The 23,734-nt window shown below is 74.7% G+C and carries 20 protein-coding genes; 16 read left to right on the top strand and 4 right to left on the bottom strand.

What is annotated here, in order from left to right; all coding sequences use genetic code 11:
- The first annotated feature begins 63 nt into the window (after positions 1-63).
- Together ABFX46_RS07265 and ABFX46_RS07260 are read left to right on the top strand one after the other, a co-directional pair.
- Complete coding sequence (locus ABFX46_RS07265) at positions 64-888, top strand: SAM-dependent methyltransferase (protein ID WP_346040555.1); 825 nt, start codon at positions 64-66, stop codon at positions 886-888.
- Entirely contained in the window at positions 885-1,820 is a 936-nt protein-coding gene (locus tag ABFX46_RS07260) for a helix-turn-helix domain-containing protein (protein WP_346040554.1), read from the top strand. The genes ABFX46_RS07265 and ABFX46_RS07260 overlap by 4 nt, the downstream gene beginning before the upstream one ends.
- A gap of 1 nt (position 1,821) precedes the next feature.
- Here ABFX46_RS07260 and ABFX46_RS07255 read toward each other — a convergent pair whose 3' ends face one another.
- Positions 1,822-2,382, bottom strand: coding sequence for a dihydrofolate reductase family protein (locus ABFX46_RS07255; protein WP_346040553.1), 561 nt, complete (start codon positions 2,380-2,382; stop codon positions 1,822-1,824).
- Between the two features lie 260 nt (positions 2,383-2,642).
- Complete coding sequence (locus ABFX46_RS07250; protein WP_346040552.1) at positions 2,643-3,020, bottom strand: hypothetical protein; 378 nt, start codon at positions 3,018-3,020, stop codon at positions 2,643-2,645.
- Positions 3,021-3,177: 157 nt separating this feature from the next.
- Here ABFX46_RS07250 and ABFX46_RS07245 point away from each other — a divergent pair, with 157 nt between their 5' ends.
- From ABFX46_RS07245 to ABFX46_RS07210, 8 genes are all read left to right on the top strand, one after another.
- Positions 3,178-6,537 (top strand): FtsX-like permease family protein, encoded by a 3,360-nt coding sequence (locus tag ABFX46_RS07245; RefSeq protein ID WP_346040551.1) that lies wholly within the window; start codon positions 3,178-3,180, stop codon positions 6,535-6,537.
- A gap of 171 nt (positions 6,538-6,708) precedes the next feature.
- On the top strand, positions 6,709-10,020 hold the full coding sequence (locus ABFX46_RS07240) for an ABC transporter permease (RefSeq protein ID WP_346040550.1): 3,312 nt from the start codon (positions 6,709-6,711) through the stop codon (positions 10,018-10,020).
- Positions 10,017-12,602, top strand: a complete 2,586-nt coding sequence (locus tag ABFX46_RS07235) for an FtsX-like permease family protein (RefSeq protein WP_346040549.1) — start codon at positions 10,017-10,019, stop codon at positions 12,600-12,602. The genes ABFX46_RS07240 and ABFX46_RS07235 overlap by 4 nt, the downstream gene beginning before the upstream one ends.
- Entirely contained in the window at positions 12,602-13,519 is a 918-nt protein-coding gene (locus ABFX46_RS07230) for an ABC transporter ATP-binding protein (protein ID WP_346040548.1), read from the top strand. The genes ABFX46_RS07235 and ABFX46_RS07230 overlap by 1 nt, the downstream gene beginning before the upstream one ends.
- Positions 13,512-14,213: an ABC transporter ATP-binding protein gene (locus ABFX46_RS07225; RefSeq protein WP_346040547.1), complete on the top strand. Its 702-nt coding sequence runs from the start codon at positions 13,512-13,514 to the stop codon at positions 14,211-14,213. Before ABFX46_RS07230 ends, ABFX46_RS07225 begins: the two co-directional genes overlap by 8 nt.
- A 70-nt stretch (positions 14,214-14,283) precedes the next feature.
- Positions 14,284-15,489, top strand: a complete 1,206-nt coding sequence (locus tag ABFX46_RS07220; protein WP_346040546.1) for a Tm-1-like ATP-binding domain-containing protein — start codon at positions 14,284-14,286, stop codon at positions 15,487-15,489.
- Positions 15,486-16,307, top strand: coding sequence for a phosphoenolpyruvate hydrolase family protein (locus tag ABFX46_RS07215; protein WP_346040545.1), 822 nt, complete (start codon positions 15,486-15,488; stop codon positions 16,305-16,307). Before ABFX46_RS07220 ends, ABFX46_RS07215 begins: the two co-directional genes overlap by 4 nt.
- Positions 16,308-16,715 carry a cupin domain-containing protein gene (locus ABFX46_RS07210; protein WP_346040544.1) on the top strand — a complete coding sequence of 136 codons (408 nt, stop codon included), beginning with the start codon at positions 16,308-16,310 and terminating at the stop codon, positions 16,713-16,715.
- Here ABFX46_RS07210 and ABFX46_RS07205 read toward each other — a convergent pair.
- Positions 16,712-17,881, bottom strand: a complete 1,170-nt coding sequence (locus ABFX46_RS07205; protein WP_346040543.1) for an ROK family transcriptional regulator — start codon at positions 17,879-17,881, stop codon at positions 16,712-16,714. The two genes, ABFX46_RS07210 and ABFX46_RS07205, sit on opposite strands and share 4 nt — an antisense overlap.
- 74 nt (positions 17,882-17,955) lie before the next feature.
- On the opposite strand from ABFX46_RS07205, the gene ABFX46_RS07200 reads away from it, so the two are divergent.
- Positions 17,956-19,116, top strand: a complete 1,161-nt coding sequence (locus tag ABFX46_RS07200; protein WP_346040542.1) for an MFS transporter — start codon at positions 17,956-17,958, stop codon at positions 19,114-19,116.
- Here ABFX46_RS07200 and ABFX46_RS07195 read toward each other — a convergent pair.
- On the bottom strand, positions 19,094-19,489 hold the full coding sequence (locus tag ABFX46_RS07195; RefSeq protein WP_346040541.1) for a YchJ family protein: 396 nt from the start codon (positions 19,487-19,489) through the stop codon (positions 19,094-19,096). The genes ABFX46_RS07200 and ABFX46_RS07195 overlap by 23 nt on opposite strands.
- 275 nt (positions 19,490-19,764) lie before the next feature.
- On the opposite strand from ABFX46_RS07195, the gene ABFX46_RS07190 reads away from it, so the two are divergent.
- The 5 genes from ABFX46_RS07190 (at position 19,765) to kdpA (ending at position 23,726) form a co-directional block, all read left to right on the top strand.
- Positions 19,765-20,163, top strand: coding sequence for a VOC family protein (locus ABFX46_RS07190; protein ID WP_346040540.1), 399 nt, complete (start codon positions 19,765-19,767; stop codon positions 20,161-20,163).
- A 13-nt stretch (positions 20,164-20,176) separates the two neighbouring features.
- Positions 20,177-20,515 (top strand): YciI family protein, encoded by a 339-nt coding sequence (locus ABFX46_RS07185; RefSeq protein ID WP_346040539.1) that lies wholly within the window; start codon positions 20,177-20,179, stop codon positions 20,513-20,515.
- Between the two features lie 12 nt (positions 20,516-20,527).
- A complete protein-coding gene (locus ABFX46_RS07180; RefSeq protein ID WP_346040538.1) occupies positions 20,528-21,736 on the top strand; it encodes an RNA polymerase sigma factor in 1,209 nt (402 codons plus the stop codon).
- Between the two features lie 235 nt (positions 21,737-21,971).
- On the top strand, positions 21,972-22,061 hold the full coding sequence (gene kdpF / locus ABFX46_RS07175) for a K(+)-transporting ATPase subunit F (RefSeq protein WP_346040537.1): 90 nt from the start codon (positions 21,972-21,974) through the stop codon (positions 22,059-22,061).
- A complete protein-coding gene (gene kdpA, locus ABFX46_RS07170; protein ID WP_346040536.1) occupies positions 22,062-23,726 on the top strand; it encodes a potassium-transporting ATPase subunit KdpA in 1,665 nt (554 codons plus the stop codon). It abuts the gene before it with no gap.
- The last annotated feature ends 8 nt before the right edge of the window (positions 23,727-23,734 follow it).

Genomic DNA, 23,734 nt, shown 5'->3' with positions numbered 1-23,734 from the left:
GCGACCCGCGGTCGAGTAACTTCTCCCCGTAGGTAGTTTTCCTGCGCGTCGAGGAGGAGTTCCGTGGGAGATTCAGGACCGGACGCCGGCGCACGGCCCGGCCCCGAGTTCGACGACACGGTGCCGCAGTCCGCGCGCATCTGGAACTACTGGCTCGGCGGCCGCGACAACTACCCCGCCGACCGGGCCGCCGGCGACCAGTTCGTCTCCGTCTACCCGCAGATCGTGGACGTCGCCCGGCACTCGCGGGCCTTCCTGTCCCGCGCCGTCCGGTACATGGCGGGCACGGCCGGCATCCGGCAGTTCCTGGACGTCGGCACCGGCCTGCCGACCGTCGACAACACCCACGAGGTCGCGCAGCGCGCCGCGCCCGACGCCCGCGTGGTGTACGTCGACAACGACCCGCTCGTCCTGTCGTACGCCCGCACCCTGCTGACCGGCAGGACGGAGGGCACCGTCAGCTACATCGACGCCGACCTGCGCGACCCCGGCCGCATCCTCGCCGAGGCGGCCCGGACGCTCGACCTCGACCGCCCCGTCGGGCTGATGCTGCTGAACATCCTCGGCCACATCGCCGACTACGACGAGGCCCGCGCGATCGTCCGGCGGCTGATGGGCGCGCTCCCGGCCGGCAGCCACCTCGCGATCGCGGACGGCACCGACGTCATCACCGGCCAGGCGTTCCGCGACGCCATCGAGCTGTGGAACCAGGCGAGCGAGACCCCCTACCACCTGCGCACGCCCGAGCTGATCGGCGGCTACTTCGAGGGCCTGGAGATCCTGGAGCCGGGCGTCGCGTCGGTGTCGCGGTGGCGCGCCGAGCCCGGCCGCTTCGGGGAGGCGGACGAGGTCGACGAGTTCTGCGCCGTGGGAGTGAAGGCGTCATGAGACCCGCCGAACGCCGGGACGCGCCGGTCCCCCTGGCCCCCGGCCTGCGCGCCGCGTCCGACCTGCTGACCGCGTCCGACCTGCGCGCCGCGGGGCCGACCGTGCTGCGGATGGTGGTCGGCATGCAGCTGCGCCGGTTCCGCGAGGCCGCCGGGATCTCCACCGAGGACGCCGGCTACGAGATCCGCGGCTCCCACTCCAAGATCAGCCGGATGGAGCTCGGCCGCGTCGGCTTCAAGGAGCGCGACGTCGCCGACCTGCTGACCCTCTACGGGGTGACCGACCCCGGCGTCCGCGGCCCGCTGCTCGACCTCGCCGACCACGCCAACACGCCCGGCTGGTGGCAGGCGTACGGCGACGTGGTGCCCGGCTGGTTCGAGCCCTACCTCGGGCTGGAGCAGGGCGCCGAGGTGGTCCGCGTGTTCGAGGTCCAGGACGTGCCGGACCTGCTCCAGACGCCGGAGTACGCCCGCGCCCTCATCACCGCCCGCCACCCGGAGGCGTCCAAGGAGGAGATCGAGCGGCGCGTCGAGCTGCGGATGGCGCGGCGCCGCGTGTTCGAGCGCCCCGAGCCGCTGAAGCTGTGGGCCGTCCTGGACGAGGCGGTGCTGCACCGCGCGGTCGGCGGCCCGGCGACGCTGCGCGCGCAGATCGAGCACCTGATCGAGGCGGCGGAGCGGCCGAACGTCAGCGTGCAGGTCCTGCCGTTCGCCGCCGGCGGGCACGCGGGCGAGAGCGGCGCGGTGACACTGCTGCGGTTCGCCGAGCCCGAACTGCCCGACGTGGTCTACCTGGAGCAGCTCACCAGCGCCCTCTACCCGGACCGCGCGGCCGACATCTCCCGCCACCGGGACGTCCTGAACCGCCTCGGCGTGCAGGCCGAACCGCCGTCCCGCACGCGGGAGATCCTGCGCGACCTCCTCGGCGCCTGAGTCACGTCGCGGCCGGGACGTAGGTCGCGATGATGACGCCCGTCTTGAAGACCTCGGTGTCCGCGAGCTCCATGGAGGCCGCGAACCCCTTGCGGGTGAGCAGGTCGTCGGGGTCGCCGGGGCCGACGAACACGGGGTGGACCCACAGGCGCAGCTCATCCAGGAGGCCGTGCTTCACCAGCGTCCGCGACACCGGGCCGAACCCGTACTGCAGGATGTCCCGGCCGCGCCGCTCCTTCAGCCGGGTGATCGCGGCGACGGCGTCGGCCCGCCGGATCGCCGTCGTGTCGCCCCAGCCCGGCTTCCGCAGGGAGTCCGACACGACGTAGTGGGGGAGCGTGTTCATCCGGACGCCGAAGTCGCCGGTCGACTCCTCCATCGCCGGCCACGCCTGCGAAAAGCCGTCGAACGTCCTGCGCCCCATGAGCAGCGCGCCGCAGGAGAACAGCAGCTCGCGCGCGTAGGCGGCGGCCTCGTCCTTGAAGTACGGACCGGTCCAGTTCTGCGGGTTCTCGACGACCCCGTCCAGTGAGACGTACGTCGAGTTGATGATCTTGCGCATGGTGCCCTCCGCGGCTCGGTGCGTCCTGCCCTTCTCCCGCGCCGCACCGCCGCGCGCCACCCCGTTTGCCGGATCCTTACGTGCGCCGGATCCTCACGCTCCCTCTCGCGCGGCGGCCCTGATCCGCTCCCGCACGCCGGGATCGACGGCGTTCCGCTCCAGCCAGTACAGGATGTCGCCGGCCGGATCCGGGGGCGGCTCGATGCGGAGTTCCGGGCCGATGAGCGCCGCGACCTCCTCGTAGGCGTCGCCGTGGTCGGTCAGCGTCCAGCCCCGCCATCGAGGTACTCCATCACCGCGTGCAGGCTGCGTGTCGCCCAGGTGACCTCCCAGCCCGGCCAGACTGCCCGGACCACACGAAGCCACACGCGGATCTCGGGGATGGACGGATCACGCACGTCGTCCAAGATGTGGACGAGCATCTCCCGTCGCGTGAGGTCCAGAAGGAGAACGGCGTTCCACCACACCGAGTTCATCCAGAAGTCGGCGGTGCCGCCCTTCTGGTCGCGGATGAACGCGACCGTGCCGTCCGGGCCGCGCAGCACGTCGTGCCACAGCGTGTAGGCGCCGCGGTGGCGGGACCAGACGCGGTGCCCGTCGCGGTCGGCGATGACGTAGTGGGCGTGTCCTCCGCTCATCGGATCAGGCTCCCACCAGGGCGATCCGAGGCGGGCCGATGGCCGCTTTCGGCGGACCGATATCTGATTTGTCCGTATTTCGGGGAGGTCCGCGAACGGTCAAGGAGTCATCACGCCGCCTTGTGGCCCGCGCCGCACCTGCTGATCATGAGGGGTCGTGGGGCGACGCGGGCTCGTGCTCAGCCGGATGGCCGGCGACCGGACGCTCGTGCTCGCCGCCTGCGCGACCGCGCTGTTCGCCACGACCGTCCTGGCGGCGCTGATCGGCTACACCGCGTCGGTGACCGGCGAGGGGCTGCGCCGCACGCTGGGGGCGGCGACGTTCGAGACGGCGGGGACGGCGATCGGCGTGCACGTCCCCGCGAACGGCCTCCCCGGCGTGCGGGACCAGGTCGGCCGGGGCCTCAAAGACGTCTACGGCGACGTCCCGCTGACGATCTCGATGAGCGCGCGCAGCGACACCTACACGCTCCCAGGGCAAGAGGGCAGCGCCCATCCGGACCTGACCGCGTTCGAGACGTGGACCGGCATCGAGAAGCACGCGCGGCTCACCGCCGGGCGCTGGCCGCGCCCGGACGGCGGTGGCGGCGACCTGATCGAGGCGGTCCTGCCCGTGCCCGGTGCACGCGCCGTCCAAGCCGGCGTGGGGGACGTTCTCACGCTGCACGGCCGTGTCGACACGAAGTCGGTGGCGAGGGTCCGCGTCGTCGGGGTGTTCGAGGTCCGCGACCCCAACGGCTACTTCTGGCAGGACGACCGGCTGATGACCGCCGGCGTCGAACGGTTCGACTACACGACGTACGGGCCGTTCGTGGTGCCTCCCGAGGTGTTCGGCGAGCGGTTCACCGGGACCGGGGTCGACGCCCGCTTCACGGTCCTGCCGGACCTGCGCGGGGTGGCCGCCGGCGACCTCGGGCACCTGCACGACCGCGTGGCCTCCGCCCAGCACGTCCTGGAGCGGACCCGTGGCGGCGGGACGCAGTTCGTCGCCGTCACGCGGCTCACCGAGCTGGTCGGGCAGCTGCGCGACGCGGTGCTGGTGGCGAGGTCCACGATGCTGATCCCGGTGATCCAGCTCGTCCTGCTGGCCGGATGCGCGTGGCTGCTGGTCGCCCGGCTGCTCACCGACCGCCGGCGCGCCGAGGTGGCGCTGCTGCGCACCCGCGGCGCCGGCATGGGGCAGCTCGCGCGGCTCGGCCTCGCGGAGGGGCTGCTGATCGTGCTGCCCGCAGCGGTGCTCGGCCCGCTGCTGGCCGGGCCGCTGCTGCGGCTCGCCGGGCACGCCCCGGCGGTGCGGGCGTCCGGGCTGCGGCTGGACGCCGGACCGCTCATGCCGCTGTGGGCGGTGTCCGTGCCGACCGCGCTGGCGTGCGCGGTCGCGCTGGCGGTCCCGGCGCTGCGCGGCGCGCGGCGCACGTTCGTCCAGGTGCAGACGGGGCTCGGCCGCCCGCCGCGCGGCGCCGGCTTCGGGACGGGCGTCGACCTGGCGCTGCTGCTCGTCGCGGGCCTCGCGATCTGGCAGCTGGTCCGGTACGGCGCGACCGGCACGGGCATCGAGCGGGGGCCGGGCGCCGCGGTCGGCGACGGCCTGGCCGGCGTGGACCCGTTCATCGTGTCCGGGCCCGCGCTGGCGCTGCTCGCCGGCGGCGTCCTGCTGCTGCGGCTGCTCCCGGCCGCGTCCCGGATCGCCGAGCGGGCCGCCGCCCGGAGCCGCGGGCTCGTGCCGGTGCTCGGCACCCGGCAGGTCGGGCGGCGCCGGCTCCGGTACGCGGGCCCGGTCCTGCTGCTCGCCATGGCGATGGCCGTCGGGGTGCTGTCGGTGGCGACGATGGCGACCTGGCGGCGCTCCCAGACCGACCAGGCCGACTTCCAGAGCGGCGCCGACCTGCGGCTGGCCGGCCCGGACGGCGTCGAGGGCCCGGGCCCGCTCGGCCGGGGCGGGCGGTTCGCCGCGCTGCCCGGCGTCACCGCCGCGACCGCGGTGCTGCGCATGGACGCCGATGTGGGCGACCGCCCGGCGACCGTCCTCGGCGTGGACACGGGGGCGCTCGGATCCGTCCTGCGCGTCCAGCCGGGTCTGCGGCGTGATCTGCGGCTCGGCGAGCTGGCGAAGGCCCGGCCGGCCGTCCCGGCCGTGGCGGTTCCCGGACGGCCCCGGACGCTGCGCTTCGACGTGCGGCTCCGCCGCGCGGGACCGCTCCCGGATGCGCTCCGCGGGCAGGAGTCCTCGGCCTTCACGGGTTTCCGGGCCGCGGTGACGCTGGTGGACGCCCGCGGACTGTCCCAGCGCATGACGCTGCCCCCGCTCGCCGCCGACGGCGACGAGCGCACCCTCGTGCTGGACCTCGCCGACCTCGCCGGACCGGGCGGCGTGCTCACCTATCCGCTGTCGATCCGGAGCATCGACTACGCCTACGACCTCAATCCCGTCGCCGGCCCCCTCGACCTGGACCTGCTGCGCGTGCGCGGCGAGGACGGGGACGCGGTGCCGCCCGCGGGCGTCCGCTGGGACGCGTTCGGCCTGTCGACCGACGCCCGCACGAGCGTCGCGCCCACCGTGACGGCGCTGCCGGGCGGGCTGCTGCGGTTCAGCGTTCCCGCGACCCCGTACGAGCGCGGCTACGCGGGGGAGGGCGTGATCGTCCCCCAGATGTTCGCCCACGCGACGGCCGCCACGTCCTCGCCGCCGAGCCACGTGTCGGACAACACCGACCTGCGGCCGTCCGTCCCCGGCGTCATCACGAGCGCGATGGCCGCCCGCGCGAACGTCGGGGTGGGCGGCACCGTCACCCTGACCACCGCCGCCGGCGACCAGCCGGTCGAGGTCGTCGGGGTCGCCCCGGCGCTGCCGAGCGTCCCCGCCGGCGAGCCGGGCGCGCTCGTCGACCTGCCCACGCTGACCGAGCGGTGGACGGCCGCGGCCGGAACGGACCCCGCCGCCCTCGCGCCCGGCGAGTGGTGGGCGTCGGTGCGCGGCGGCCGCACCGGCCCGGCGGCGCGGGCCCTGGACGCCCGCCCCGCCTGGGGGAAGGTCGAGGCCGACCGCGCCGCGCTGCGCGCCCGGCTCCGCGACGCCCCGCTCGGCGCCGGCCTGCAGGGCGCGCTCGTCCTCGGTTCCGGCACCGGGCTGGCGTTCGCCCTGATCGCGTTCGCGGTGAACGCCGCCGTGACGGCCGGGGAGCGGTCGCGCGAGTTCGGGGTGCTGCGGATCCTCGGCGTCCACCCGCGCCAGGTCGCCGGGGTGCTCGCGGTCGAGCAGGCGTACCTGGCCGCGCTCGGCCTGCTCGGCGGCACGGTGATCGGCCTGCTCGTGGCGCGCCTCGCCGTCCCGCACATCGTGCTCGGCGTGCGCGCCGCCCGCCCGTACCCGCCGGTCGCGGCGGTCTTCCCGTGGCCCGTCCTGCTCGCCGTGGTCGCCGGTGTGGCGGCGGTGCTCGCCCTCGTGCTGCGGCTGATGATCGGCGCGCTCCGCCGCCGCGACCTCGCCACCGACCTGCGCATGGGGGAGGACCGGTGACGGGCGGCGGCCCCCTCAGAACGACCCGCTGAGAACCGGGACTGAGGGCGATTTGTCCGTATTTCGAGAAGGTTGCGAAACGTCAAAGAATGGTCACGGACTCTTGTCCTGATCAACGCATCGCAATGATCATGACTCCCCGTGGGGCGACGGGGGCTTGTACTCAGGCGGATGACCGGCGATCGGACGCTGGTCCTGGCCGCCTGCGCGACCGCGCTGTTCGCCACCACCGTCCTCGCGGTCCTGGTCGGCTACACCGGGTCGGTGACGCGCGAGGGCCTGCGGCGGACGCTCGCCGACGCGACGTTCGCCTCCGTCGGGACGACGATCGGCACGCACGTCCCCGCGAACGGCCTCACCGAGGTGCGGGGCCAGGTCGACCGGGCGCTCGAGCAGATCTACGGGGACGTGCCGCTGGCCGTCTCGATGAGCGTCCGCAGCGACTCCTACACCCTGCCCGGCCAGGAGAAGAGCGACCACCCCGAGCTGACGGCGTTCGCGACCTACACCGGCATCGAGAAGCACGCGCGGCTCGCCGAGGGGCGCTGGCCCGCCGCGACCGCCGGCGAGCTGGAGGCGGCGCTGCCCGCCGCCGCGGCCAAGGCCATCGGCGCCCATGTGGACGACGTCCTCACGCTGCACGGGCGCGTCGACAAGAAGTCGGTCGTGAAGGTCCGGGTCGTCGGGCTGTTCGACGTCCCCGACCCGCGGCTCTACGTGTGGCAGGACGACCGGCTCATCACGACCGGCGTCGAGCGGCTCGACTACACGACCTACGGGCCGTTCGTGGTGCCGCCCGAGGTGTTCGCCGCCGAGTTCACCGGGACCGGGTCCGACGCCCGCTTCACCGTCATGCCGGACCTGCGCGGTGTCGAGTCCGGCGACCTCGCCCCGCTCGGCGACCGCGTGACGCGCGCCGGCGACACGTTCAAGGACATCGGCGGCGGGGCGCAGTTCACCGTCGTCACGAAACTCCCCGAGCTGACGGCGCAGCTGGACGGCGCCGTGCTCGTGGCACGTTCCACCATGCTGATCCCGGTGATCCAGCTCGTCCTGCTCGCCGGATGCGCGTGGCTGCTCGTCGCCCGGCTGCTCGCCGACCACCGGCGCGGCGAGGTCGCGCTGCTGCGCACCCGCGGCCTCGGCATGGGCCAGCTCGCCCGGCTCGGGATCGCCGAGGGGCTGCTGATCGTGCTGCCCGCCGCGGTGCTCGGCCCGCTGCTCGCCCCGCCGCTGCTGCGGCTCGCCGGGCACGCCCCGGCGGTGCGGGCGTCCGGGCTGCGGCTGGACGCCGGGTCCGCCGCCCCGCTGTGGGCCGTGTCGGTGCTGACCGCGCTCGCCTGCGCCGTCGCCCTCACGATCCCGACGCTGCGCGGCGCGAACCGCACGTTCGTGGAGGCGCAGGCCGGGATGGGCCGGCAGAGCCGCGGCGGCCTGCGCGGCTCCGGCGTCGACCTGGCGCTGCTGGTCGTCGCCGGGCTGGCGGTCTGGCAGCTCACCCGGTACGGCGCGGACGGCGCCGGCGGGGCGGGGGACGGCACGTCCGGCATCGACCCGTTCATCGTGTCCGGCCCCGCGCTGGCCCTGCTCGCGGGCGGGGTCCTGCTGCTGCGGATCGTGCCGGGGGTGTCGCGGGTCGCCGAGCGGGTCGCGACGCGGGGGCGCGGGCTCGTGCCCGTCCTCGGCACCCGGCAGGTCGGGCGGCGCCAGCTCCGCTACGCCGGCCCCGTGCTGCTGCTGGTCATGGCGATGGCCGTCGGCGTGCTGTCGGTGACGACGATGGCGACCTGGCGCACGTCGCAGACCGACCAGGCCGACTTCCAGAGCGGCGCCGACCTCCGGCTCACCCCCGCCACCGGCACGACCTCCACCACCGCGGGCGGCGGCGGCCCGGCGGTGCTCGGCCAGGGCGGGCGGTTCGCCGCGCTGCCCGGCGTCACGGCGGCGACGGCGGTGCTGCGCACCGAGGCCGACCTCGGCAACGAGCCCGCGACGCTGCTCGCCGCCGACACCGGCGAACTCGGGCGGGTGCTGCGCGTCCAGCCCGACCTGCGGCGCGACCTGCGGCTCGGTGAACTGGCCAAGGCCCGTCCGGCCGCCGCCGCGCTGACCGTCCCCGGCAAGCCGCGGCGGCTGCTGTTCGACCTCCGGCTCACCCGCACCGGCCCCGCGCCCGGCGGCGACGAGCCCGCCGCCGACGCCGGGTACAAGGTCGCGGTGACCGTCGTGGACGCGCACGGGCTGGCCCGGCAGGCGGAGCTGCCCGCCTTCCCCGCCGACGGCGACGAGCACACGGTCGCGCTGGACATCGCCGGGCTGGCCGGACCGGGCGGCGTGCCGTCCTATCCGCTGTCGGTCGGAGGCGTCCACTACGCCTACGACGAGAACCCCTACACGGGGCCGATGGACCTGCAGGTCCTGGGCGTGCGCGGCGACGCCGCCGGCGATGCCCGGCCGTCCGCCGGCCTGCGCTGGGACGTGTTCGCGTTCTCGCCGGACCCGACGAAGCCCATCGAGCCGAAGCCGAAGGACGCCGGGGACGCGCTCGCGGAGATCGCGCTGCCCGCCACCGCGGACCCGAACCCGAGCCGCGGCATCTACAGCAGCGCGACCGGCGCGGCCGTCCACGCGATCCCCGCCGCGGGCGCGCCGTCGCGGCGCGGGCCGCAGAACGGCGACCTCCAGCCGCCCGTGCCGGGCGTCGTCACCGCCGAGATGGCCGAACGCGCCAAGGTCGGCGTCGGCGGCACCGTCACCGTCAGCACCGTGGACGGCGACCAGCCGGTCAAGGTCCTCGGGATCGCGCCCGCGCTCCCGACGATGCCGGCGGGCCGGCCGGGCGTCCTCGTCGACCTTCCGACGCTCACCCAGAGCCGCATCGCCGCGGACGGCGTCACCACCGACAGCATCGAGCCCGGCGAATGGTGGGCGTCGGCGCGCGGCGGCGACACGGCCGCGGCCGTCCGCGCGCTCACCGATCATCCGGCCTGGGGCGAGGTCGCCGCCGACCGCGTCAAGGTGCGCGCCGAACTCCGCGACGCCCCGCTCGGCGCGGCGCTGCAGGGCGCGCTCGTGCTCGGCTTCGGCGCCGCGCTGGCGTTCGCGGTCATCGCGTTCGTCGTCAACGCCGCGGTCACCGCCGGCGAGCGGACCCGCGAGTTCGCGGTGCTGCGCGCCCTCGGCGTCCACCCCCGGCAGGTCGCCGGGATGCTCGCGATCGAGCAGGCCTACCTGGTCGTGCTCGGCCTGCTCGGCGGGACGTTCCTCGGCCTCGCCGTGGCCCGGCTCGTCGTCCCGCACGTCGTGCTGAGCGTGCGGTCGGCGCAGCCCTACCCGCCCGCCGAGCTCGTCGTCCAGTGGCCCGTGGTGCTCGGCGTGCTCGCCGGGGTCGCGGCCGTGCTCGGCCTCGTGCTGCCGCCGGTGATCCGGGTGCTGCGGCGCCGGGACCCCGGCGCCGGCCTGCGCGTGGGGGAGGACCGATGAGACGCTCCGCCGTGCCGATGGGAGGCTCCGCCGTGCGGCTGGCGCGGGCCCAGTGGGCGCCGCTCGCCGCGCTGGCCGTGCTGTCGCTGCTGGCGGCGCTGCTCGCGGTCGCCGTCCCGTCCCGTACCGCGGCCGGGTACGACCGCGCCGCCGCCACCGCCATCGGCCCCGCCGCCGACCTGCGGGTCGAGGGCAAGGCGCGGAGCGGCCGGGCGTGGACGGCCGTCCCGGGCGGGGCCGCGATGGGGGCCAATGCCCTCACCTGGCAGCAGATGCTGCCGCGCTCGCTGGCGAGGACCGCCGGGGAGCCGGAGCCGTCCATCACCACCGAGCAGATGCTCGTCGAAGGGCGGTTCTCCGCACCGCGGGTGCTCTACCTGAGCTGGGAGCTCACCGCGTGGAAGCGCATCCGCATGGTGGCGGGCGAGCCTCCGGCCAACTCGCCGTCCGAGACGAGCGGCGACCTCCAGATCATGGTGTCCAAGAAGTACGCCGACCAGCTGGGCTACAAGGTCGGCGACCGGATGGACCTCATCGATCTCAAGGCCCGGATCTCCGGCCTCTACGAACCGGTGGACGCCGCCGACCCGTTCTGGCTCACCCGCCCGGGCCAGGTCGGATCGGTCAAGGTGTCGTTCGACAGCGAAGGGACCCTGGCCGACGGGGGCACCGCGCTGATGGGCGCCGGCGGGTACTCGCGGGTCGCGCGCGGCGGCGACGCGCTGCTCACCTACAGCTGGCGCTTCCCGGTCCGCGGCGCCGTGGTCGAGGCCGGCGAGGCCGGCGCCATGGCGGAGGACCTCGACGCGTTCCGCTCCTCCGTCCGGGGGCACACCGGGCTGTTCCCCTGCGACGTCGTCACCAATCTCGACGACCGGCTGAACGAGTTCAACGGGCGGCTGCACACCGCCCGGTCCGTGCTCGGGCTCGCGTTCGGCGGGCTCGCCGCCGTCGCCGCCGGGGTGCTGCTGCTCGCCGCCGGGCTGCTCGCCGAGCGGCTCCGCCCGATCCTCGGCACGATGCGGGCGCGCGGCGCCTCGCTCCGGCAGCTCGCCGCCCCCGCCTGCGGGCTCACCGCGCTCGCCGTCGTCCCGTCCGCCCTGCTCGGCTACCTGGCCGGCCTGCTGCTGGACGTCGGGCCGCCGCAGCCGACGTCCGTCTACGCCGTAGCCGTGCTCGTCGCGGCCGTGCTCGGCGTCCCCGCCGTCATGGTGGCGCGGGAGCGCGGCGGGGGCCTCGGCTCGGCCGCCGACCGGCGCGACGACCTCGTCGCCGCCCGCCCCTCACCGCGCCGGCTCGTGCTGGACGGCCTGCTGGTCGTGCTCGCGGTGATCGGCGTCGTGCTGCTGCGCGAGCGCGGCGCGTCCGCCGGGACCGACCCGCTGGTCGCCGCCGTCCCCGTGCTGCTCGGCGCGGCGCTCGGCGCCCTCGTCCTGCGCGCCTACCCCTACCTGCTCCGCGCGACGGGGCCGATGCTGCGGCGGCGCAGCGGCGCGGTCGCCTTCCTCGGCCTCGCCCGCGCGTCCCGGCAGAACCTCGTGGGGGCGCTGCCGCTCGTCGTCCTGCTGCTGGCCGCGACCGTCGCCGGGTTCACCGCCACCGTGGACACCGCGCTGCGGGACGGCCAGGTCCGCGCGTCCTGGTGGGAGACCGGCGCGGACGCCCGCATCGAGGCGGGGCCGGTGGACGACGCGACGTTCGCCCGCATCCGCGCGCTGCCCGGGGTGACCGGCGCCCTCCGGGTCCGGGTCATCGGCACGGCGTCGACCGCCACGGACCAGGCGCCGCTGACCGTGGTCGGCGTGGACCTGGACGCCTACCGGAAGATGGCGCCCGACGTGCCGGGCATCCCGTCCGGGCAGGGCGTCCTCCTGTCGCCGCTCACCGCCCGGACCCGGGGCACCGGGCCGCTGACGCTGAGCCGCCCCGGGATGACCCCGATCAAGATCAAGCCCGCGGGGCAGATCGAGCACTTCCCCGGTCAGGGCCTCGGCACGGCGTTCGTCGTCGTCCCGTACTCGATGGTCGCGGCCGAGAAGGGCTTCCCCTCGCAGGTCTTCGTCACCGGCGACGTGGATGCGAAGGCCCTGCGCGCCGCCGCGCCCGGACGCGACGTCCAGCTCCGGCGGGACGTCCTGCGGGACATGACGCGCGACCCGATGGTGACCGTCGTCCACGAGACGTTCCGGAACGGGGCGCTCATCGGCGGCGCGTTCGGGCTGCTCGCGGTGCTGCTCGTCCTGGTCGTCGGCGCCCGCGCCCGCGGCCGCACCATCGCCCACCTGCGCGCCCTCGGCCTCAGCCGGCGGCAGAGCCGGGGCCTCGCGCTCGTCGAGATCGCGCCGGTGCTGCTCTGCGCGGTCGGCGCCGGCTGGGTGCTCGGCCTCATGCTCCCCGAGATCACCGGCCCGGTCGTGGACCTGCGCCCCTACACCGGCGGCTTCGCCGTCACCGCGCACGCCCCGGGCCTCGCCGCGCTGCTCGGCCTCGCCGGCGCCCTGCTGCTCGCCGCCGCCGCGGCCGTCGCCGTCGACCGCCTCTTCGACACCCGTCCCGGAACCGCCCTGAGAACGGGGGAGTGATGACCAACGCACCCGACCTCGCCGAACTGGAGCGCCGCGCCGCCGAACGCGGGCCCGTCTACGGCGAGGGCGCCCACATCGTCTGCGACAACCTCGTCCGCATCTACAAGACCGACGGCATCGAGGTCGTCGCGCTCCAGGGCCTCGACCTGCTCGTCGACCCCGGCGAGCTGATCGCGATCGTGGGCGCGTCCGGCTCCGGGAAGTCGACGCTGCTGAACATCCTGTCCGGGCTGGACGTCCCCACCGCCGGGGTCGCCCGCGTCGCCGGCTCCGACCTGCTCACCATGACGTCCAAGCAGCGGCTCCGCTTCCGCCGCGAGCAGGTCGGGTTCGTGTGGCAGCAGACGTCCCGCAACCTCCTGCCGTACCTGACGGCGGCGCAGAACGTCGAGCTGCCGATGCGGTTCGCGGGCCGGTCCCGGCGCGAGCGCGCCACCCGCGCCGCCGAGCTCCTCGGCATGCTGGACGTCGGCGACTGCGCGAACCGGCGCCCCGCCGAGCTGTCCGGCGGGCAGCAGCAGCGCATCGCGATCGCCGTGGCCGTCGCCAACGAGCCCCACGTCGTCCTCGCCGACGAGCCGACCGGCGAACTCGACACCGCCACGGCCGCCGGCGTCTTCGAGGCGCTCCGCCGCGTCAACGAGGAACTCGGCACCACCACCGTCGTCGTCACCCACGACGTGCAGGTGTCCGAGCGCGTCGACCGCACCGTCGGCATCCGCGACGGCCGCACCAGCGTCGAGGTCCGCCGGGGCGGCGGCACGGCCGAGGAGTACGCCGTCCTCGACCGGGCGGGCCGCGTCCAGCTCCCCACCGCGTTCACCAGCGCCCTGGAGATGCGCGACCGCGTCCGCCTCGCCCTGGAGAGCGACCACGTCGGCGTCTGGCCCGACCGGGAGGAATCCGATGACTGACCCGATGGTGGCCGTGGAGAACCTGACCCGCACCTACCGCACCGGCACCATCGAGGTCCCGGCGCTGCGCGGCGCGTCCTTCACCGTCGCCGCAGGCGAACTGGTCGCCATCAAGGGCCGCTCGGGCTCCGGCAAGACGACCCTGCTCAACCTGATCGGCGGCCTGGACGCCCCCGACGGCGGCACGGTCCGCGTGGACGGCCGCGAGGTCGGGTCGCTCCCCGAGGACGACCTGCTGGCCCTGCGCCGCGACCGCATCGGCTACGTCTTCCAGTCCCACGGCCTGATCCCGGTGCTGTCCGCCGCCGAGAACGTGGAAGTCCCCCTGCGCCTGGTCCGCACGAACCCGGCCGAACGCGACGAACGCGTCCGCGTCCTGCTGGGCCTGGTCGGCCTCGCGGACCACGCCGCGCAGCGCCCCTACGAACTCTCCGGCGGCCAGCGCCAGCGAGTGGCCATCGCCCGCGCCCTCGCCAACCGCCCGCGCCTGCTCCTGGCCGACGAGCCCACCGGCCAGCTCGACTCCGAAACCGCCGCCGCGATCATGCCCCTGCTCCGCGCGGTCGTGGCGAGCGAAAGCGTGACGGTCCTGGTGGCCACCCACGACCAGGCCCTCCTCTCCGAGGCCGACCGAGTCCTCCACCTGGAGGACGGCGTGATCACCGAGTCGACGGCGGCCCAGGCGGCGAGCTAGCACGGTCTCGTCCGGCCCATGCCGACCCGACCGGAGGTTGGGGGGTGGGCGGGGTGGGAAATGATCGTTCATGGCGACTGTGGTTCTCGTGGGGACGCTTGATACCAAGGGCGCGGAGTACGCCTGGCTTCGGGAGCGGGTGCGGGAGCTCGGGTGCGAGGTCGTGCTCGTGGACGCGGGGGTCGGGGCGGCCGAGATCGAGGCCGATGTCTCCGCCGAGGACGTCGCGCGTGCCGGGGGCGCTTCGCTGAGCGCCCTGCGGGACGCGGGTGACCGGGGCGCCGCCGTCACCGCCATGGGTGAGGGCGCGGCGGTCGTGCTGGCGGGGCTGGAGCGGGTCGACGCCGTGCTCGCCGTGGGAGGCAGCGGCGGGTCCTCCATCGCGGCCCGGGCCGTGCGGGATCTGCCCATCGGGCTGCCGAAGGTCATCGTGTCGACGATGGCGTCCGGGGACGTCTCGCCCTACGTGGGCGCCAAGGACGTGACCCTGATGTACAGCGTCGTCGACATCGCCGGCGTCAACCGGGTGTCCCGGCTCATCCTCGGGAACGCGGCGGGCGCGGCCGTTGGCATGGCGAAGGCCTACGAGGAGGCGCGGACGGCGCCCGCGGTCGATGAGCGGCCGCTGGTCGGGGCGTCCATGTTCGGCGTCACGACCCCGGCCGTGGACGCCGCGCGGGAGCGGCTGGACGACCTGGGCTACGAGGTGCTCGTCTTCCACGCGACCGGGGCCGGCGGACGGGCCCTCGAAGGGCTCGTGGAGAGCGGCCTGCTGGCCGGGGTGCTCGACCTGACGACGACCGAGCTGGCGGACGACCTGGTCGGCGGCGTCCTGTCGGCCGGGCCCGAGCGGCTCACCGCGGCCGGGCGCCTCGGGGTTCCGCAGGTCGTGGCGCCGGGGGCGCTGGACATGGTCAACTTCGGGCCGCTCGAAACGGTCCCCGAGCGGTTCGGGGGACGCACCCTGTACGTCCACAACCCGACCGTGACGCTGATGCGGACGACCCGGGAGGAGATGGCCGAACTCGGGCGGCGGATCGCTGAGAAGCTGCGGGGCGCGAGCGGCCCGACCGTGCTGTTCCTGCCGCTCGGCGGGGTGTCCGCGCTGGACGCGCCGGGCATGCCGTTCCACGACCCGGAGGCGGACGAGGCGTGCTTCGCGGCCCTGGAGGGCGCCGTGGAGACGGAGAGGCTCGACATGAACATCAACGATCCGGCGTTCGGCCGCGCGATGGCCGACCGGCTGCACCGGATGATCTCGGGGGGAGCGCAGTGAACCGCGACACCGTCCTGTTCCGGCTGCGGAACGCCGTCGAGGAGGGCAAGCCGATCATCGGCGCGGGGGCCGGCACGGGGCTGTCGGCCAAGTGCGCGGAGGCCGGCGGGGTCGATCTGATCATCATCTACAACTCCGGCCGGTACCGGATGGCGGGGCGGGGCTCGCTGGCCGGGCTGCTGCCCTACGGGGACGCCAACCAGATCGTGGTGGAGATGGCGTCCGAGGTCCTGCCGGTCGTGAAGAGCACGCCCGTGCTGGCCGGGGTGTGCGGCACCGACCCCTTCCGGGTGATGCCCGTGTTCCTCGACCAGTTGAAGGCCATGGGGTTCGCGGGCGTGCAGAACTTCCCGACCGTGGGGCTCTACGACGGGGTGTTCCGGCAGAACATCGAAGAGACCGGCATGGGCTACGACCTGGAGGTCGAGATGGTGCGCCTCGCCCATCAGCGCGGCCTCGTCACCGCCCCCTACGTCTTCGACGAGCACCAGGCGCGCGCGATGGCGGAGGCCGGCGCCGACGTCCTCGTCCCGCATGTGGGGCTGACGACGAAGGGCAGCATCGGCGCGGGCACCGCCCTGACGCTGGACGAGGCCGTCGAGCGGGTGCAGGCCATGCGGGACGCGGCGGCCGCCGTGCGGCCCGACATCCTCGTGCTGTGCCACGGCGGTCCCATCGCCGAGCCGGACGACGCCGCCTACGTCCTGTCCCGGACGGAGGGCGTCGTCGGCTTCTTCGGCGCCTCGTCGGTCGAGCGGCTGCCGACCGAGCGGGCCATCACCGAGCAGGTCGCCGCCTTCAAGAACCTGGAGCTGTGAATGCTGGTCAATCCCGGTGACGTCACGACGATGTCCTTCGACTGGGGGTCCATCAAGTGGTTCGTCACCCCGTCGAGTGTCGAGGGTGCGGGCAGCACGCTCGGGGAGGTGATCGTCAACCCGGGCAAGGGGCACGCGCGGCACAACCATCCGAACGCCGAAGAGGTCATCTACGTCATCTCCGGTGAGGCGACGCAGATGGTGGACGACGGGGAGCCGTTCCCGATCAGGGAGGGCGACGCCGTCCACATCCCGAAGGGCGTCTGGCACTCGACGTACAACACGACGTGGCGTCCGCTCCGGCTCATCGTGACGTACACGCCGGGCGGCGAGGAGAAGGCCCTCGAAGGCGCCCCCGACTTCTGCCTCCACGAGGCCGGTGCCGTGCCGGAGTGGCGCCGGGCCTAAGCACCGGACCAGGCTTCCAGGCCCTCTTCGGTGAGGAGGACGTCGAACGCGGCGTCGGCGGCGCCCGCCAGCGGGCCTCCCGGGCCGAGCGCCGACGGGAGGACGGGCGGCGGGGCCGCGCGGCGGTAGCGCATCAGCGCGGCCGTGTAGCCCTCGTTCAGCGCCGCGGGCGCGGTCTCGATCAGCTGGTGGGCCAGGCCGGAGAGCGTCACGGCGTCCGGGTCGAGCGCGTTGACCAGGGCGCCCATGCCGCGTCCCAGCGCGCGGGCCGCGGCCGCGACGGCCGCGCGGGCCGCCGGGTCGGACGCCGCCGACGCGATGATCTCCTCGGCGGCCGTGCGCGGGTCGCGGGGCGCGGGACGGTGCAGGGCGCGGGACATGGCACGCCCGTCGACCTCCAGGTCCCAGCAGCCGCGGGCGCCGCAGGGGCATGCGCGGGCGGGGTCGCCGAACGGCATGTGGCCGAACTCGCCGCCCGCGCCCGTCGCGCCGTCCACCGGACGCCCGTCCACGACGAGGATGCCGCCGACGCCGACCTCCACGGTCAGGTGCAGGACGACCCGCGAGCCCGCCCCGGCGCCGCGCCGCGCCTCGGCCAGCCCGGCGAGCGACGCGTCGTTGCCGACGAGCAGCGGGATTCCGGCGGGTTTGAGCGGTTCCAGGGAGACGTCGCGCCACCCCATCCCGGACGCCTGGACGACCGTCGTCCCGCTGACCGTCCCCGCGACGCACGCGGACACCGCGCGGAGCCGCCGCCCGTGGCGGGCGTGGAGCGCGGCGACCCGCTCGGCCAGCGGCCCGATGACGTCGGGCGAGCCGGTGTGGCGCCCATCGGACTCGGTCAGGACCCCGCCGCCCAGTTCGACGGCCGCGACCCGCCACGCCTCGTGGCTGATGTCGACCACGCAGACCAGCGGCCCGTCCGGGTGCGGGATGAGCGACGGCGACGGGCGCCCGCGTCCGCCGGTGCGGGGCGGCGCGTCCTCGTCGAGGAGCCGGGCCGCCTTCAGGCGGCTCGTGATCTCGGTGGCGGACCCGCTGCTCAGCCCCAGCGCGCGGGACGCGTCCGCGCGCGTCGCCGGCGGATGCGCGTGGACGTACCGGAGCACCGCCAGCGCGCCCTGGCTGCGCAGCGCCCGGGCGGAGTGCGCGGTCTTCGGCTGCATGGTGACATCCTGGCCCGTCCAAATTATGCTCGTTGGACGAGGATAATGGTGGAGGCCGTGATGGGCGAGCGACGGTGAGCGAGGCGAGGACGCTGCGGCGGGCGTCCGGGACGGCCGGCCTGTACGCGATGTTCGGGTGCCTCGGCTACCTGCTGACCGGGCTCGGCGCGATCCTGCCGGAGCTGCGGGAGGAGCGCGGGCTGCCGCGCGGCGAGGTCGCCCTCTACCCGTCCGCCTTCGCGCTCGGCCTCGTGATCGTCGGGTTCGCCGGGCACTGGGCGGCGGCCCGGCTCGGCCGCCTCGGGCCGCCCGCCGCCCTCGCCGCGCTCGTGACCGGCGCCTGCGTCATGGCCGCCGGCGGCGGCCGCCTCGGCGCGGGCCTCGGCGCGCTGGTCCTCGGGCTCGGCGGCGCGGGGCTCGTGCAGCTCGTCCCGGCGGCGCTGCGGGCCGCGCACACGGACGGCGGAACGGTCCAGATCGGGGTGGCGAACGCGGTCTCCAGCGCGGCGTCCGTGCTCTCGCCGATCCTGATCGGCGCCTCGCTCGCGCACGGCCTCGGATGGCGGGCGGCGTTCGCGGTCCCGCCGCTGGCCGTGGCCGCCGTCCTGATCGCCGTCGGCCGCCCGGCCGCGGCGGGGACCCCCGAGGCCGCCCCGGCCGCTGCCGGGCCGGGGCGGACCGCACCGCCGGCGTTCCGCCGCAGATGGCTCGATCTCGTCCTCGCCGTGGGCGTCGAGTTCTGCATGGTCTTCTGGGCCGCCGACTTCCTCGGCGAGGTGAAGGGGCTCGGCTCCGGGGCCGCGGCGACGCTGTCGGCCGCGTTCGTGCTCGGCATGGCCGCCGGCCGGGCCGCCGCCGGGCCGGCCGTCCGGCGCGGCGGCCGCCCCGACCGGCTGCTCGCGGCGGCCGCGCTCGTCGGCGTCGCCGGGTTCGCGGTCCTGTGGACGTCGCCCGCCCCGCTCGCCGTCGCCGGCCTGCTGGTCGCCGGGCTCGGCGTGGCGCTGCTCTACCCGGTGATCCTCGGGCAGGCGCTCGGCGCGTGGCCGGAGCAGCCGGTCCGGGCCGCCGCGCGCTGCGCGCTCGCGTCCGGGGTGGCGATCGGCACCGCCCCGCTCGTGCTCGGGACGCTCGCCGACCTCACCACGCTGCGCGCGGCCGTCTTCGTCGCCCCGGCACTGCTGCTCGTCCTCCTCGCCCGGTGCGTGCGGCGGCTCAGGCCGGGCCCGAGTCGATGATCTTGCCTCGGACGTAGACCCAGTCGCCGTCCTGCCGGACGAACCGGCTGACCTCGTGCAATTCCCCGGGACCCGAGCCGTCCAGGTAGTGGGCGCGGAATTCCACGACGCCCTTCTCGTCGTCCGGGCCGCCGTTCTCCTCCCGGACGATCTCCAGCCGCGTCCAGCGCGTGCCGTCCTCGAACCCGATCCGCTCCGGGCGGGTCGCCGGATGCCACGTCCGCAGAAGGTACGCCTCGTCCCGGACGGCGAACGCGCTGAACCGCGACCGCATCAGCTCCCCGGCCGTCGCTGCCGCCGCCCCGCCCCGGTGCAACCGTCCGCAGCACTCCGGGTACCGGGCGCCGACACCGCACGGACATTTCTTCGCCACATGAGGATTCTGCCTTGCGGCCCGCCATGCGCGCGGCAACGATAAGGCCCGGACCTACCCGAACCGGGTGCCGTGTCCACCTCCCGGTGGCGGCCGGAGGAGAACCGGTTCGGCCCGCCGCCCCCGGTGGACGCCTTCCGCGGGCTCGTCCGCAAACCCCGACCGCCGTATCTCCGGATTTTCGGGGGAGGTGTCGGATCGGGCCGCCGGCCGTTCGTCTAGGAGGTGAGAACAGCCGGCAGCCCCGCCACCGGGGCCATCGAAGGGAGCAGGTCATGGACCTGACGATGAACGTGATCGACATCCTGGTGTCCGACATCGACGCCGCCGCCGCCTTCTACCGCCGCCTCGGCATCGAGTTCAAGGTCGACGCCGCCTACCCCGACCACGCGGGCTGCGACCTGCCCGGCGGCCTGCACCTGATGCTCGACACCGAGGGCTTCCGCGCCCCCAGGGTCGACGGGTGGACGAAGCCGTCCGGCAGCCCCCGCACCTTCCTCGCGTTCCAGGCCCCGTCCCCGGCGGACGTGGACGCCAAGTACACCGAGCTGACCGAGGCGGGGTACGCCGGAGTCAAGGAGCCCTTCGACGCGTTCTGGGGCATGCGGTACGCGACCGTCCTCGACCCGGACGGCAACGGCGTCGACCTGTACGCGCCGCTGCCCGCGAGCTGAGGAGGAGGCACCCATGAAGTACGTGCTCATGTTCGTCGAGACCGAGGAGTACGCCAAGGAGGTGGCCGCGATGAGCGACGGCGAGCGCCAGGACGCCTACGAGCGGGTCGCCGAGTGGTTCTCCCGGCACGCCGCGCAGATCACCCACCACGGCCATCTGCAGCCCGCGCACACGGCCACCACCATGCGCCTGGACGGGGCGGAGCCGCTGCTCACCGACGGCCCGTTCGTCGAGGGCAAGGAGGTCGTCAGCGGCTACGCCGAACTCGAGGTCGCCGACCTGGACGAGGCGCTCGCGGTCGCCCGCGACTGGCCCGCCTGCCCGGTGATCGAGATCCGCCCGCTCAGCTGAGGGCCGGGCCCCGTGGATCCCGCTCACTGCGACCGGGTGCACGCCGAGCTGACCCGCGTGCTGCGCGAGCACGCGGGCCGGCTCACGGCGTCCCTGATCAGGACGCTCGGCGACTTCTCCGCCGCCGAGGACGTCATGCAGGACGCCGTCGAGACGGCCCTGAAACGCTGGCCCGCCGAGGGCATCCCGGACCATCCGGACGCCTGGCTGCTCACCACCGCCCGCCGGCGCGGCATCGACCTGCTGCGCCGCCGGGCCAACTACCGGGAGAAGCTGGCCCGGCTCCAGTGGCCGGTGCCCGGCGAGCCCGACGACCGGCTCAAGCTGATCTTCACCTGCTGCCATCCGGCGCTGCCCGTGCCCGCCCAGGTCGCGCTGACGCTGCGGACCGTGTGCGGGCTGACGACCGGGCAGATCGCGGCCGCGTTCCTCGTCCCGGAGACGACGGTCGCGCAGCGCATCACCCGCGCCAAGCGCAAGATCACCGACGCGGGCATCCCGTACCGGATCCCGCCGGACGACGAGCTGCACGAGCGCGTGAACCAGGTCCTCGCCGTCGTGTACCTGCTGTTCAACGAGGGGTACCTGACGAGCGGCGGCGACCGTCCGCACGCCCGCGACCTGGCCGACGACGCGCAGTGGCTCGCCGAGAGCCTCGCCTGGCTGATGCCCCGCCGGCCCGAGGTGCTCGGCCTGGCGGCGCTGATCCGGCTGCACCAGGCGCGCACCGCCGCCCGGTTCGACGCCGGCGGCGGCCTCGTGCTGCTGCGCGACCAGGACCGCACCCGGTGGGACCGCGACGCGATCAAGGACGCCGTCCGGCTGCTCGAACGCGCCGCCGCGATGCACCGGCCCGGCCCGTACCAGCTGCAGGCCGCGATCGTCGCGTGCCATGCGGAGGCCCCCACCTGGGACGACACCGACTGGACGCAGATCCTCGTCCTCTACGACATGCTGCTCGGCATGACGCGGACACCGGTCGTCCGCCTGCACCGCGCCATCGCGCTCCGCTACGTCCGGGGCCCGCAGGCCGCCCTGGACGAACTGGCCCCGCTCGCGCGTGACCTGGACGGCCACCACCTGTACCACGCCACCCGCGCCGAACTCCTGCGCGACCTCGGCCGCGAGCGCGAGGCCCACACCGCCGACCGCCGCGCCCTGTCCCTCACCGACAACCCGGCCCAGCAGGCCCTCCTCACCGACCGCCTCACCTGGACCTGAACCCCCCTCGCGCTAGCACGGCGTCAGGGCGGCGTCAGGATCGGCTGGGGCGGTGTCAATAACGCGTAGCGACCGGCGGTGTGCCGCAAATTCATCCATATCGTCGGATTCGTCCGGCCGGAAAAGGTGCCGGGGATTCGATGGGGGCGCCGATCGTGGACGACCTGGCCTTCGTGCTGCTGACAGTGGCGGTGTTCGCCCTGCTCGGCCTGCTGGTGAAGGGCGTGGAGAAGCTGTGACCGCGGAGAACGCCGTCGGGCTGGCCCTGGCGGTGGCACTGATCCTCTTCCTGGTCGCGGCACTGCTGTTCCCGGAGCGTTTCTGAATGAGCACAACCGTGGCGGGGATCCTTTTCATCGGGTCCCTGGTATTCGCCCTGGCCGTGGTTTACCGGCCGCTCGGCGATTACATGTATCGCGTTTACAGCCGTCCGGAGCACGGCAGGGCCGAACGCGCCGTCTACAAGGTCGTGGGCGCCGACCCGGACGCGGAGCAGACCTGGGGCGCCTACGCCCGCGGCGTCCTCGCGTTCTCGGCGGCCGGCGTCCTCTTCCTGTACGGCCTGCAGCGCCTGCAGAACCACCTCCTGCTGAGCCTCGGCTTCGGCCCGGTCAAGCCGGACCAGGCGTGGAACACGGCGGTCAGCTTCGTCACCAACACCAACTGGCAGTCGTACTCCGGCGAGTCGACGATGGGCCACCTGGTGCAGATGTCGGGGCTCGCCGTGCAGAACTTCGTGTCCGCCGCCGTGGGCATGTCCGTGGCGGTCGCGCTGATCCGCGGGTTCGCGCGGAAGAGGACCGACCGCCTCGGCAACTTCTGGGTCGACCTGACCCGCACCTGCCTGCGGATCCTGCTGCCCATCGCCTTCGCCGGCGCGGTCCTGCTCATCGCGGGCGGGCTGGTGCAGAACTTCGGCGGCGGACACACCGCGGGCACCCTCACCGGCGGGACGCAGCACATCCCCGGCGGGCCCGTCGCGAGCCAGGAGGTCGTCAAGGAGCTCGGCACCAACGGCGGCGGCTTCTACAACGCCAACTCCGCGCACCCGTTCGAGAACGCGGCGTCCTGGACGAACTGGCTGGAGATCTTCCTCATCCTGCTGATCCCGATCGCGCTGTGCCGGACGTTCGGCCGCCTCGTCGGGCAGAACCGGCAGGGCTACGCGATCCTCGCGGCGATGGGCACGATCGCGCTCATCAGCGTCTCCCTGGTCAACGCGTTCCAGCTCGCGCACCACGGGACGGTGCCGACCGCCGCCGGCGCGGCGACGGAGGGCGTGGAGACCCGGTTCGGCGTCGCGAACTCGGCGACGTTCGCGGGCGCGACCACGCTGACGTCCACCGGCGCCGTCGACTCCTTCCACGACTCCTACACGAGCCTCGGCGGGATGATGACGATGCTCAACATGATGCTGGGCGAGGTCGCGCCCGGCGGCGTCGGCTCCGGCCTGTACGGGATGCTGGTCCTGGCCGTGATCACGGTGTTCGTCGCGGGGCTGATGGTCGGCCGGACCCCCGAGTACCTCGGAAAGAAGATCGGCTCACGCGAGATCAAGTTCGCGGCGATGTACTTCCTGGCGACCCCGATGCTCGTGCTGACCGGGACGGCGGTCGCGATCGCGCTGCCGGACGGGCGCGCCGGAATGCTCAACGCCGGCCCGCACGGGTTCAGCGAGGTCCTCTACGCGTTCACGTCGGCGTCCAACAACAACGGGTCGGCGTTCGCCGGCCTGACCGTGAACACCGTCTTCTACGACACGGCGCTCGGGCTGTGCATGGCGTTCGGCCGGTTCCTGCCGATCGTGTTCGTCCTCGCGCTGGCCGGGTCGCTGGCACGGCAGGGCGCCGTCCCCGAGTCGGCCGGGACGCTCCCGACCCACCGCCCGCAGTTCGTCGGAATGGTCGTCGGCGTCACGGTCGTCCTCGTCGCGCTGACCTTCCTCCCCGCGCTCGCGCTCGGCCCGCTCGCCGAAGGGATCCGCTCGTGACCACGCCG

Source organism: Actinomadura chokoriensis (genome assembly GCF_039529475.1).
Classification (GTDB): domain Bacteria; phylum Actinomycetota; class Actinomycetes; order Streptosporangiales; family Streptosporangiaceae; genus Spirillospora; species Spirillospora bangladeshensis.
This window is presented reverse-complemented; position numbering and strand designations above follow the sequence as displayed.